The following is an 11,386-nucleotide window of genomic DNA, read 5'->3' on the forward strand; positions in this document are numbered from 1 at the left end:
CAGCGCGCCGAGCGCGTCGGTCGCGGCGTCGGCCCGCCCGGCGCCGCTGGCGGCCCAGGCGGCCTCGGTAGCGGCCTCGGCCTCGGCGGCGGTGCGCACGCTGCGGGAGGCGTGGCCCAGCGCCATCCGGGCGGCGTGCAGCGCGGTCCCGGCGTCCTCCACCGCCCGGTCCGCGGCCGCCCACCAGCCGGTGTCCGACGGCGGCGCCGCAGCCGCGCCCGGCGGGGAAGCGGGATCTGGCGGTGGGCTGGCGCCTGGTGAGCAGGCGGCATCAGGCGGCGGGTTCGTGTCCGGCGCAGGAGCCGACTCCAGCGGGCGGCCGGTGTCCAGCGCCCCGCCGAGGTCGTGGAGTGCGGCGGCCAGCAGCATGGTGCTGCCTGGCCCCGCCTCGATCGTCGCGTCGGCGCCCCAGGTCGCCCGCTCCGCTGGGTCGGTCACCCAGTGCGGCGGGGTGGTCGTCTCCGACCAGTACGGCTCCCCCGGCTCCACCCCCACGCCGATGAACTCCGACCAGCCGGGCAAGCCAGCACCACTGAAGTCACCGGCTGCGATCCGGCGCTCGGCCTCGGCCCACCACGCCGGGTCGTCGAACCAGTCCACTGGCTCGGCTGCAGACGGCTCGCCATCGGAACCGACCGGCACCTGGACCCAGGGGTGTGCCGGCTCATCCGAGCCGGCGGCGGCGTCGGCAGCGGCAGCGCCGGCGTCGGCGGCGGCGGCGGCGTCGGCGGCGGCGGCGGCGGCGTCCTGCTCTACCGGTCCGGCGACCGGCGGCTGCCCGGCGAAGGCGCGGGCCAGCTGGCGGGCCATCTCCGCCGGCAGCACCTCCCCGTCCAGCTCCGCCGGAGCATCCCCACCCAGCATCGTGGCCACCGAGGCCACCAGGGTCAGCAGCACCCGCACCGGCGGCAGCTGGGACTCCCCCGGGCGCAGCACCAGCTCCAGCAGCGCATCGACCATCTTCTCCCCCCGGGTGCGCACCGCACCCCCGGGTTCGTCGACCAGCGACTCGGCGCACTGCACCAACGCGCCGTAGAAGGCCTTGGCCTCCGGCAGCGTGCAGTACACCGCGACCGTGGCCATGCCCTCGACCCGGTCCGGGCGGATCGACACCCCGCGCTCCTTCAACGCCCGGGCCAGCCGCCGCCCGGCCGCCGCCGCATCCCGCTGGGCCACCACCCGCCGCGCCTTGTCGCCCAACTGGGACGGGCTGGTCACCGTCCGCCGCCTGGCCAGCCAGGCCAGCAGGTCGCCCTCCACCTCCGCGCGCAGCGCGTCATCGGCGATCGGGGCGACCTTGTCCAGCAGATGCCACAGATGCCCCGCGTGCAGCAACCCCGACTCCAACGCCGCCAGCGTCCCCGGCAGCCGGTGCACCAGGGTCAGCGACTCCTCCAGCAGCCCCTCGGCGGCCTGCTGGGACAGGTTCAACGCGATCGTCACCTCCGGCGTGGCCCACTCACTGACCGACCGCAACACCTCCGGGCGCGCCGCCCACCGCTCCGCGCTCATCGCGCCCCGCTCACCCTGCCGCCGATCAGCACTGGCCGGCCGAGACGCGGCGAACGCCGCCACCGCGCGGGCCTTCACCGCGGTCTGCCGGGCGATCTCCCGATCCGCCGCCTGCACCACACCCAGAGCACCCGACGCCCACCCCACGGACGGCTCGGCCACCGCAGCGTTGCCGCCCACGCGGAACGATGCACGCGCCTCGGCATCCGCCGTGCCGGCCTGCGCCCCGTCGTCCACGTGTCCGATCATACGTTCGAGTGATCACCGACGCAAGGGGAAAGCCCAGGTCAGCCGCAAGGTGCGGCAGGCGACCGGTAGCACCGTGACACGAGGTCGCGGCAGCCGCGGTCCGGAGAGCCCGGCAGGGCGGCCTGGGAAGACCCGCGAGCCGACAGGAGCGTGGCGGCAGCGACGCCAGCACCCCGGCGTCGCTTGTGCCGGTTCGCGCACCCTCCTAGCCTCCTGCCCGGTGACCCCCGTCACCGAGCAGGCCGAGGCCAGGAGGCTGCGATGAAGAAGCTCATCAACGACCCCGCGGACGTCGTACCCGAGGCGCTGCGCGGCCTGGCCGCGGCTCATCCCGAGCTGCGGGTCGACCACGAGAACCGCGTCGTCTTCCGCGGCGACGCCCCACGGCAGGGCAAGGTCGGCCTGGTCTCCGGCGGCGGCTCTGGACACGAGCCGATGCACGCCGGCTTCGTCGGCGTCGGGATGCTCGACGCGGCCTGCGCCGGGGAGGTCTTCACCTCGCCGGTCCCCGACCAGATGGCGGCGGCCACCCGTGGCGTCGACGGCGGCGCCGGGGTGCTGCACATCGTGAAGAACTACACCGGCGACGTCATGAACTTCGAGATGGCCGCGGAGCTGGTGCAGGCCGAGTCCGACACCGAGGTGGTCTCGGTGGTCACCGACGACGACGTCGCCGTCCAGGACAGCCTCTACACCGCGGGACGGCGGGGCGTCGGCGTGACCGTCCTGGTCGAGAAGCTGGCCGGCGCCGCTGCCGAGGAGGGCCGGCCCCTGGCCGCGGTCGCCGACATCGCGAAGCGGGTCAACGTCAACGGCCGCAGCATGGGCATGGCGCTGACGTCCTGCACCGTGCCCGCGGCGGGCCGGCCGACCTTCGACCTGCCCGACGACGAGATGGAGATCGGCATCGGCATCCACGGCGAGCCCGGCCGCCGCCGGGTCCCGCTGGCGCCGGCGCGCGAGGTCGCCGAGATGCTCGTCGAACCGGTCCTCTCCGACCTGGACATGACCGGCGGCGACGGGGTGATCGCCTTCGTCAACGGCATGGGCGGCACGCCGCTCCTCGAGCTCTACCTCATGTACGCCGAGGTGGTCGCCGTCCTGGAGAAGGCCGGGGTCGGCGTGGCCCGCAACCTCGTCGGCTCGTACATGACCAGCCTCGACATGGCCGGCTGCTCGGTCACCCTGCTCAAGGCCGACGACGAGCTGCTGCGGCTGTGGGACGCCCCCGTGCGCACGCCGTCCCTGCGCTGGGGCGCATGAGCGCCGTGGACGCTGCCGCGCTCACCGCCTGGGTCCGGGAGTTCGCCCGGCTGGTGCACGAGCAGCGCGACGCGCTCACCCAGCTCGACGCCGCCATCGGCGACGCCGACCACGGCGCCAACCTCGACCGCGGGATGACGGCGGCCGTCGCCGCCCTCGAGGCCCAGCCCGCGGACGACCCCGCCGCCGTCCTCAAGACGGTCGCGACGACCCTGATCAAGACGGTCGGCGGCGCCAGCGGCCCCCTCTACGGCACCTTCTTCCTGCGCGCCGCGGGCGCCCTCGACGGGGACGACGGCCGCGCCCTCGCCGCCGCGGTGCGCGCCGGGTACGACGGCGTCGTCGCCCGCGGCAAGGCCGAGCGCGGGGACAAGACGATGCTCGACGCGCTCGGCCCGGCGACCGACGCGCTGGACGAGGCGCTGGCCGCCGGCAAACCGCTGGGCGAGGCCCTGGGCGCCGCCGCGCAGGCGGCCGCGGCCGGGCGTGACGCGACCGAGCCGCTGGTCGCCCGCAAGGGCCGGGCCAGCTACCTCGGCGAGCGCAGCGCCGGCCACGTGGACCCCGGTGCGGCCTCGACGACCCTGCTGGTGGAGGCCGCCGCCACCGCCCTGGCCGGCAGGGGCTGAGCGGTGCCGGTCGGACTGGTGGTCGTGTCGCACAGCCGCGCCCTCGCCGACGCCGCGGTCGAGCTCGCCCGCGGCATGCTCCCCGGCCGGGAGCAGACGATCACGGTCGCGGCCGGGGACGTCGACGGCGGGCTCGGCACCGACGCGACGGCGATCGCCGACGCCGTCACCGCGGCCGACGGCGGGGACGGCGTCGTCGTCCTCATGGACCTGGGCAGCGCCGTCCTCTCCGCCGAGACCGCCCTCGAGCTGCTCGACGACGACGTCCGCGAGCGGGTCGTCCTCTCCCCCGCGCCCCTGGTCGAGGGCCTCGTCGGCGCCGCGGTCACCGCGGCCGCGGGTGCCGACCGGGACCGGGTCGCGGCCGAGGCGCTGCGCGGCCTGGCGCCCAAGCAGGCACACCTGAGCGGCTGACGGGCCGGCCGGGGAACGTCGGTCCCGGCTGCCACCATGGCGCCGTGCTGTTCGCCGACGTCGTCGCCGCCTCCGCCACGGTGGCGGCCACCCGCTCGCGCACGGCGAAGGCCGCGGCCATCGCCGACCTGCTGGGCCGTGCGGACGGCGACGACGTGTGGGCGGCGACCGCCTGGCTGGCCGGGGAGACGCTGCAGGGTCGACTCGGCGTCGGCTGGCGCACCCTCACCCGCCTCGCGCACGACCCGGCCGACTCCCCGCGGCTGACCGTCCCCGACGTCGACCGCGCGCTGAGCGAGCTCGCCGGCACGACCGGCACCGGGTCGGCGGCGCGGCGGGAGGCGGTCCTCGAGCGGCTGTCCACCGCCGCCACCGCCGACGAGCAGCGCTTCCTCGTCCGACTGCTCACCGGCGAGCTGCGGCAGGGCGCCCTCGAGGGCGTCGTCCTCGACGCGATCGCCACCGCGGCCGGCGTCCCGGCGCCGACCGTCCGCCGCGCCTTCATGCTGTCGGGCAGCCTGCCCGACACGGCCGCCACCGCCCTGGGCGGCGGCACGGAGGCCCTGGAGGCCGTGCACCTGCAGGTCGGCCGCCCAGTGCGCCCGATGCTGGCCAGCCCCGGCTCCTCGCTGGACGCCGCCCTGGCCGACCTCGGCGACGACGTCACGGTCGAGCACAAGCTGGACGGCGCGCGCATCCAGGTGCACCGCGACGGCGACGTCGTCCGCGTCTGGACCCGCACACTGCGCGAGGTGACCGACGGGGTGCCCGAGCTGGTCGCGCAGCTCCGGCAGCTGCCGTGCCGCACCGCCGTCCTCGACGGGGAGACCCTCGCGCTGGACGACGACGGCCGGCCGCGCGCCTTCCAGGACACGATGAGCCGCTTCGGCAGTGACGCCCCCGACCCCGCCGTCGTCCTCAGCCCGTTCTTCTTCGACCTGCTGCACCTCGACGGCCGCGACCTGCTCGACGAGCCGCTGTCGGTCCGCCTCGACGCGCTGGCGGAGCTGCTGGCCGGCGAGGAGCACGCGGCGCTGCGGATGCCCGGCGTCCGCCGGCCCACCCCCGAGCAGGCCGCCGAGGTGCTCGACGGCGCGCTCACCGCCGGGCACGAGGGCGTGGTGGTCAAGGCGCTCGACGCGCCCTACGCCGCCGGCCGGCGCGGGAAGGCGTGGCAGAAGGTCAAGCCGGTGCACACCCTCGACCTGGTGGTGCTCGGCGCGGAGTGGGGGTACGGCCGGCGCTCCGGGAAGCTGTCCAACATCCACCTCGGCGCGCGCGACCCGGACGGCGGCGAGCCGGTCATGGTCGGCAAGACGTTCAAGGGGATGACCGACGAGCTGCTCGACTGGCAGACGACCACCTTCCCCGGGCTGGCCCGCGAGCAGCACCAGTGGGGCGTGCTGCTGAAGCCCGAGCTGGTCGTCGAGATCGCCCTGGACGGCGCCCAGCGCAGCCCGCGCTACCCCGGTGGCGTCGCGCTGCGCTTCGCGCGGGTGCTGCGCTACCGGCCGGACCGGTCGGCGGCGGACGCCGACACGCTCGACGCCGTGCGGGCGCTGCTCGCCGGCGGCTGACCGGCAGCGCCGGCGCGGGGCGGCCAGCTGACCAGCGCGGCGACCGCACCGAGGATGGCGACCGCGCCCAGCAGCCCTACGCACGCCGGCCACCCGGCGGTCGAGAACAGCGGCGCCGGGACGACGGCGCCGACGCCCCCGCCCGCGTAGTAGCAGGTCAGGTACAGCCCCACCGCCCCCGAGCGGGCGGCGCCCCCGCTCGCCGCAGCCTGGGCGGTGGCGCACGCCTGCGCGGCGAACACACCGGTGCACACCCCCGCCAGCCCGGCGACGACCGCGGCGGTCGCCGGCACGAGGGTCAGCGCCAGCCCGGCGAGCACGACCGCGGTGGCCAGCACGAGCACCGCGCGGCGGCCCGCCCGCGACACCAGCCGACCGGTCAGCGGGGTGACGACGACGGCGACCAGGAACACCGCGAACACCGCCCCGACCTGCGCCGTGCCCAGCCCGAACGGCGGCCCGGACAGGTGCAGGCCGGCGTAGGTGAAGGCGCCGACCTGCACGAACAGCACCGCGGCGCCCAGGGCGCAGGTGCCCATCAGCCGCCCGTCGCGCAGGTGGCCGCCGATGCCCCGCAGGCCGCCGAGCACACCGGCCGCCGGCGCGAACCGCCGCTCCCGCGGCAGCCAGGCCGCGACCCCGCCCAGCACGCCCAGCAGCACCAGCGCCAGCGCGACGAACGACGCCCGCCACCCGAGCGCCCCGGCCACCGCGCCGGAGAGGAACCGGCCGAGGAAGCCGCCGAGCGCCGTCCCCGAGACGTAGAGGCCGGTGACGGCGGCCGACCGGGCGGCGGGGACCTCCTCGGCCACGTAGGCGACCGCCACCGCGAAGACGAACGGGACGGCCAGGCCCTGCGCCGCCCGCGCGGCCAGCAGCACGGCGAAGCCGGGGGCGAGCGCGCAGGCCGCCGTCGCCACGGTCAGCACGGCGATCGCCGCCAGCATCACCGGCTTGCGGCCCAGCCGGTCCGACACCGCCCCGGCGAACGGCGCGGCGACCGCGACGCCGAGGGCCGTGGCGCTCACCGTCCAGGCGGCCGCGGTCGCGGAGATCCCGAGGTCGGCGGCGAGGGCCGGCAGCAGCGGCTGGGTCGCGTAGACGGTCAGCAGCGCCGACAGACCGAGCAGGAAGACCGCCGTGCTCGTGCGCATCCCGCCCACCGCACCACACTGGAGGCGGACGGCGGACGCCAGGGGTCAGTCCGCCTGCGAGTGGCCGGTGCCCGGGACGACGACCGCCTCCGGCGTGCTGCGGGCGACGACCACCGGGGCGCCGGTCACCGGCGACCTCCGCGCGAGCCCGAGCTGCGCCACCGCCTGCTCGTAGCACTCGTGCAGCAGGACCAGCCGGTCGACCAACCGGTCCACGTACGCGGCGGAGGTGCTGAGCGGGACGGGTTCGGGCATCAGGGACCAGAACAGCCGGTCGACGTCCCGGCCGCAGGCGTGCGCGCGCCACTCCGCCGGGGACGGGCGGTGCCCGAGCGCGGCCGTGAAGCGCCGGGAGACCGACACCCGGAGCTCGTCGACGGCCGCGTCGTGGACGGCGAGGGCGCGCACCTCGGCGTCCGGCAGGCGGGCGGAGCGGCGCCGTCGTCGTGGCCGCGCCGGCCCCGGGATGACCAGGCCGATCGCCCGGCCGAGCAGCGGCGTCAGCCGGGCGCGGTCGCCGTCGGACATCCGGTCGTCGGCGTGCCGCACGACCGCGGCCAGCTCCCCGTCCACGCAGTGCGGGGCGTCGGTGAACGGCTCGCCGGCCAGGAGGGCGGTGTACTCCATGAAGCACGCCCCGCGCTCCGGGCTGCGGTGCCTGCCCCGGCTGAGCACCGGCATGGACGCCGGACCCTGCGGCATCGCTCCGCCTCCCCCACCGGCCGTGTTCCCGGTGCGCTCCGACGGGGCGACACGAGGCGAGCCCCGACGTCCGCACCCGGTCGTGGGAGCGTACGGCGGACGGGCGGTCCGCGGCAGCCACCAGCGACGGCACCCGCCCAGGCAGCCCGTACGGTCGCTCTCATGGCACTCCCCTACCGGGCCATCCTGCGACCGTCGAAGCTCGAGCTGGTGGCCGGATGGGCGCCCGGCCGGCCGTGGGGCGCGGCGGCCGCGGGCGTCGAGCTCGAGCAGGTCGCCGCCTACCGCTTCGACGACCCGGCCGGCGAGGTCGGCACCGAGACGTTCGTGCTGGGCGCCGGCGACACCCTGCTGCACGTGCCGCTGACCTACCGCGGCGCGCCGGTCCCGGAGCTGGAGGAGCACCTCGTGGGGACGACGGAGCACTCGGTGCTCGGCCGGCGCTGGTTCTACGACGGGTGCGCCGACCCGGTCTACGTCGCCGCGCTGGCCGCCGCGGTGCTCACCGGCGCCCCGCAGGCCGAGGAGTACTTCGCGGTCGACGGCCGGCAGGAGCGCCGCGACCCCACCGCGCGCGTCACCGGCAGCGGAACGGCGGCCGTCGCGGGCCCCCTCGGCACGCCGTCCCCCACCGACACCGCCGACGCGACGACCGTCCGCGCCGGGGACCTGGAGCTGGTGGTGCGCCGCGCGCTGACCCCGGGCGTGCCAGCCGACGGCGCCGCGACGCTCACCGGCACCTGGGCGGGGCAGGACGAGCCGGTGCTGCTCGCAAGCGCCCGGCGGGCCTGACCTCAGGCAGACGCCACCCGGGGCGCGACCTCGGTGCCCAGCAGCTCGATGCCGCGCAGCAGGTCGGCATGGGCCAGCCGCGGGTTGGTCATCTGGATCGCGACGCGGTCGACCCCGCCCAGCTGCTCCGAGACCCGCACGAGCTTGTCGGCCACCGTGTCCGGGTCGCCCATGAAGAAGGCGCCGTTCGGGCCGCTGGTCGCGTCGAACTGCGCCCGCGTCGGCTGGGCGAAGCCGCGCTCCCGGGACACCTTGGTGAACATCTCGTGCCAGCCCGGGTAGATGGTGTCGGCAGCGGCCTGCGTGCTCTTCGCGACGTAGCCGAAGACGTGCAGGCCCACCTGCAGCCGCTCGGGCGCGTGCCCGGCCTGCGCCCCGGCCCGGCGGTAGAGGTCGACCAGCGGCGCGAACTGCCGCGGCTCGCCGCCGATGATCGCCACCATCAGCGGCAGGCCGAGCAGCCCGGCCCGGACGAAGGACTCGGGCGTCCCGCCGACGCCGACCCAGATGGGCAGCGGGTCCTGCAGCGGCTGCGGGTAGACGCCCTGCCCGGTCAGCGCGGGGCGGTGCCGGCCGGACCAGGTCACCTTCTCGGAGTCACGCAGCCGCAGCAGCAGGTCGAGCTTCTCCTCGAACAGCTCGTCGTAGTCCGACAGCGACAGCCCGAACAGCGGGAACGCCTCGATGAACGAGCCGCGGCCGACGACCAGGTCGACGCGGCCACGCGAGATGAGGTCCAGCGTGGCGAACTGCTGGAAGACGCGCACCGGGTCGGCGGCGCTGAGCACGGTGACCGCGCTGCCCAGCCGGATCCGGGAGGTGCGTGCGGCCGCGGCGCCCAGGATCACCGGCGGAGCCGAGTCGTAGTACTCGGGGCGGTGGTGCTCGCCGATGCCGAAGGAGTACAGCCCGACCTCGTCGGCCAGGGCGATCTCCTCGAGCAGGTGCGCCATCCGCTCCTCGGGTCCGATCCGGCGCTCGGTCGAGGGGTCGGTCACCGCTGCGACGAAGCTGTCCACGCCCACGTGCACGGCTGTCCTCCTCCGGGGTCGGGGCCGCCACCGGCGACGGTCCAGTGTTCAACCAGTCAACCAGGTGGCGTCCCCGGCCCCGGGGTCAGCGGCAGGTCGCCCGGGTGGCCAGCAGCGCGAGCGCGCCCGCGGATACGTCTACACAGGCGCAACGGCGGCGGCTGTGCGGGCTCCTCGGGTCAGGGACGCCAGACCGGCCGGTAGTCGGGGTGCGCGGCGTGGGGCAGCGCGAGCAGCGCCAGCGTGAGCGCGGCCAGCTGATGGGCGTCGGTGGGCGCGAGCGGGAAGTCCAGTCCCTCGGGCCGCGCGCCGAGCAGCCGCAGGTCGGGCCGGACGTCGCGGCAGGCCAGCACCAGCCGGCGCCTGGCGGCGCAGTCGGCGAGCACCCGCGCCGGGTCGTGGTGGGCGACGTGGTCGGTCGCGCCCGGCGGCGCGGTCACGCCGCCGTCCCACGACTTCCGGCCGGTCGCCTGGGCGGCCTCGGCCGCCAGGCGCTGGTCCTCGGCGATGCGGGCCAGCAGGAACCCGTCGAGGTCCGGTTCGAGGTCGGGTTCGAGGCCGGGGTCGGCGTCCATGCGGCCATCCTGCGCCGCGGCCGCGCGTGCCGGAACCGACTGCGACCCGGCCGCCGTCCTACGGTTGTCCGGCCATGCGGAACGCACCGGGATCGCTCGACCTGCTCGTCGCCGAGGAGCTCTCCGTGGGGCACGGGTCCGCCCCGGTGTGCGCTCCCGTGGACCTGCGGGTGGCCGCCGGGCGCGCCGTGGCCGTCGTCGGCCCGAACGGCTCGGGCAAGTCCACCCTGCTGCGCACCCTGGTCGGCCTGCTGGAGCCGCTCGCCGGCACGGTCGCCTTCGCGGGCGCACCGGTCGACGAGCGGTCGGCCGCCTTCCGCCGGGACGTCGCCGCGGTCCTGGACGACGACGCCTTCTTCGTCTCGCTCACCGGCCGCGAGCACCTGCTGCTGACCGCGCGCGGGCACGCCGTGGCCGCGGCCGAGGAGGTCGTGGACGCCGAGGTCGAGGCGTTCGGCCTCGGGGCGCGCGCCGACGCGCTGCCCTCGGCGCTCTCCTCCGGCCAGCGGCGGCGGCTGGCGCTGGCGGCCGCGTTCGTCCGCCCCGCCCGGCTGCTGGTGCACGACGAGCCCGAGCGCCGGCTCGACGCCGGCATGCGGGCCCGGCTGGCCGCCCGTCTGGCGGCGCTGCGGGACGCCGGCACCGCCGTGCTGCTCGCCAGCCACGACGCCGACCTGGTCGCGACGGTCGCCGACGAGGTGCTCGCGGTGGACGACGACGCCTGCCGGCTGCTGACCCGGCCGAGGCCGCCGGCCGCATCGCGGAGCTCTGAGCGGTGGCGACCAGCGCCACCGACATCCCGGCCGCGCCGCTGGACGGTGTGGCGGTGCGGCGCTGGACCCGCCGGGCGACGGCGGCGCGGGCCCGGACGACGCTGGGCGAGCGGCTCTCCGAGGCCTGGGGCGGGCTCGTCTCGGCCGGGATCGGCGTGGCCGTTGCCGGGGGCAGCCTGGCCTCGCTGCGCGAGCGCATCGCGCTGGCCGGCGCACCCGTCACCGGGACGACGCTGCCCGCCCCCTCACCTCCGCCGCCCTGGCGCTGCTGACGCTGGCCGGCGTGGTCGTCGTCCCGGCCCGGCTGGGTCCGGTGAGCACCACGCCGGCGGCCGCCGCGTGGTGGCTGCCGTTGCCGGCCGACCGCCGGGGCCTGCTGCGCGGCGAGCTGATGCGGCTGACCGTCGTCGGGGTGGCCGTCGCGGTGCTGCTGGCGCTGCCCCTGGTGTTCGGGGCGGCCGCCGCGCCGACGGCGCCCTCGGTGCTGGGCGGTCTGGGCTGGGCGGTCGTGCTGGCCGTCGCCGCGGTCGGCGGGACGGCGCTGCTGCAGACCCGGCGCCGCGGCCGGGTCTGCGACGACAGATAGCAGATCCGACCAGCCGAGACAGACCACAACAGATACACTATAAATATAACCACGATCACCAGTACGTACTAGAACACTCATAGCACACACACCTGTATCACAGATAAACAACCACAATTCATACTCCAA

The 11,386-nt window shown here is 76.6% G+C and carries 12 protein-coding genes and 1 pseudogene; 8 read left to right on the forward strand and 5 right to left on the reverse strand.

The annotated features are described in order from the left end of the window. Positions 1–1,749 (reverse strand): DUF222 domain-containing protein (locus CNO22_RS21595; protein WP_157937058.1); only part of this gene is annotated, 1,749 nt, incomplete at its 3' end. A 273-nt stretch (positions 1,750–2,022) separates the two neighbouring features. On the opposite strand from CNO22_RS21595, the gene dhaK reads away from it, so the two are divergent. The 4 genes from dhaK to CNO22_RS21615 are packed head-to-tail and all read left to right on the forward strand — an operon-like array spanning position 2,023 to position 5,644. Further along, a complete protein-coding gene (dhaK, locus tag CNO22_RS21600) occupies positions 2,023–3,024 on the forward strand; it encodes a dihydroxyacetone kinase subunit DhaK (RefSeq protein WP_100501311.1) in 1,002 nt (333 codons plus the stop codon). Continuing rightward, positions 3,021–3,653 (forward strand): dihydroxyacetone kinase subunit DhaL, encoded by a 633-nt coding sequence (dhaL, locus tag CNO22_RS21605; RefSeq protein WP_198588501.1) that lies wholly within the window; start codon positions 3,021–3,023, stop codon positions 3,651–3,653. The genes dhaK and dhaL overlap by 4 nt, the downstream gene beginning before the upstream one ends. Positions 3,654–3,656: 3 nt before the next feature. Then, the gene (gene dhaM, locus CNO22_RS21610) at positions 3,657–4,067 is read left to right on the forward strand and encodes a dihydroxyacetone kinase phosphoryl donor subunit DhaM (RefSeq protein WP_100501312.1); all 411 of its coding nucleotides are present in this window, start codon (positions 3,657–3,659) and stop codon (positions 4,065–4,067) included. Positions 4,068–4,111: 44 nt separating this feature from the next. After that, positions 4,112–5,644, forward strand: coding sequence for an ATP-dependent DNA ligase (locus CNO22_RS21615; RefSeq protein WP_100501313.1), 1,533 nt, complete (start codon positions 4,112–4,114; stop codon positions 5,642–5,644). Here the strand turns inward: CNO22_RS21615 and CNO22_RS21620 are convergent. Together CNO22_RS21620 and CNO22_RS21625 are read right to left on the reverse strand one after the other, a co-directional pair. After that, positions 5,572–6,798, reverse strand: coding sequence for an MFS transporter (locus tag CNO22_RS21620; protein ID WP_100501314.1), 1,227 nt, complete (start codon positions 6,796–6,798; stop codon positions 5,572–5,574). The genes CNO22_RS21615 and CNO22_RS21620 overlap by 73 nt on opposite strands. Positions 6,799–6,843: 45 nt before the next feature. Next, on the reverse strand, positions 6,844–7,500 hold the full coding sequence (locus CNO22_RS21625; RefSeq protein WP_100501315.1) for a hypothetical protein: 657 nt from the start codon (positions 7,498–7,500) through the stop codon (positions 6,844–6,846). Positions 7,501–7,662: 162 nt separating this feature from the next. Here CNO22_RS21625 and CNO22_RS21630 point away from each other — a divergent pair, with 162 nt between their 5' ends. After that, the gene (locus tag CNO22_RS21630) at positions 7,663–8,292 is read left to right on the forward strand and encodes a maltokinase N-terminal cap-like domain-containing protein (RefSeq protein WP_100501316.1); all 630 of its coding nucleotides are present in this window, start codon (positions 7,663–7,665) and stop codon (positions 8,290–8,292) included. Between the two features lie 2 nt (positions 8,293–8,294). Here CNO22_RS21630 and CNO22_RS21635 read toward each other — a convergent pair whose 3' ends face one another. Beyond that, positions 8,295–9,323 carry an Atu2307/SP_0267 family LLM class monooxygenase gene (locus CNO22_RS21635; protein ID WP_100501317.1) on the reverse strand — a complete coding sequence of 343 codons (1,029 nt, stop codon included), beginning with the start codon at positions 9,321–9,323 and terminating at the stop codon, positions 8,295–8,297. Positions 9,324–9,502: 179 nt separating this feature from the next. Then, complete coding sequence (locus CNO22_RS21640) at positions 9,503–9,898, reverse strand: DUF6221 family protein (protein ID WP_100501318.1); 396 nt, start codon at positions 9,896–9,898, stop codon at positions 9,503–9,505. Positions 9,899–9,972: 74 nt separating this feature from the next. Here CNO22_RS21640 and CNO22_RS29305 point away from each other — a divergent pair. The 3 genes and pseudogenes from CNO22_RS29305 to CNO22_RS29315 form a co-directional block, all read left to right on the forward strand. After that, positions 9,973–10,518 (forward strand): annotated as a pseudogene (locus tag CNO22_RS29305) (ABC transporter ATP-binding protein); the annotation flags it as partial. 155 nt (positions 10,519–10,673) lie between these two features. After that, positions 10,674–10,943, forward strand: coding sequence for a hypothetical protein (locus CNO22_RS29310; RefSeq protein WP_232807240.1), 270 nt, complete (start codon positions 10,674–10,676; stop codon positions 10,941–10,943). Positions 10,944–10,954: 11 nt separating this feature from the next. Then, positions 10,955–11,257 (forward strand): DUF6297 family protein, encoded by a 303-nt coding sequence (locus CNO22_RS29315; RefSeq protein WP_232807241.1) that lies wholly within the window; start codon positions 10,955–10,957, stop codon positions 11,255–11,257. Positions 11,258–11,386: the final 129 nt, after the last annotated feature.

It is taken from the genome of Geodermatophilus chilensis (genome assembly GCF_002802985.1).
Taxonomy (GTDB): Bacteria; Actinomycetota; Actinomycetes; order Mycobacteriales; family Geodermatophilaceae; genus Geodermatophilus; species Geodermatophilus chilensis.

Excerpts from the sequence above, each read along its gene's own strand:
- CNO22_RS21620 (WP_100501314.1), bottom strand. The coding sequence starts at position 6,798 with ATGCGCACGAGCACGGCGGTCTTCCTGCTCGGTCTGTCGGCGCTGCTG.
- CNO22_RS21630 (WP_100501316.1), top strand. The coding sequence starts at position 7,663 with ATGGCACTCCCCTACCGGGCCATCCTGCGACCGTCGAAGCTCGAGCTG.
- dhaK (WP_100501311.1), top strand. The coding sequence starts at position 2,023 with ATGAAGAAGCTCATCAACGACCCCGCGGACGTCGTACCCGAGGCGCTG.
- CNO22_RS21640 (WP_100501318.1), bottom strand. The coding sequence starts at position 9,898 with ATGGACGCCGACCCCGGCCTCGAACCCGACCTCGAACCGGACCTCGAC.
- dhaL (WP_198588501.1), top strand. The coding sequence starts at position 3,021 with ATGAGCGCCGTGGACGCTGCCGCGCTCACCGCCTGGGTCCGGGAGTTC.
- CNO22_RS21625 (WP_100501315.1), bottom strand. The coding sequence starts at position 7,500 with ATGCCGCAGGGTCCGGCGTCCATGCCGGTGCTCAGCCGGGGCAGGCAC.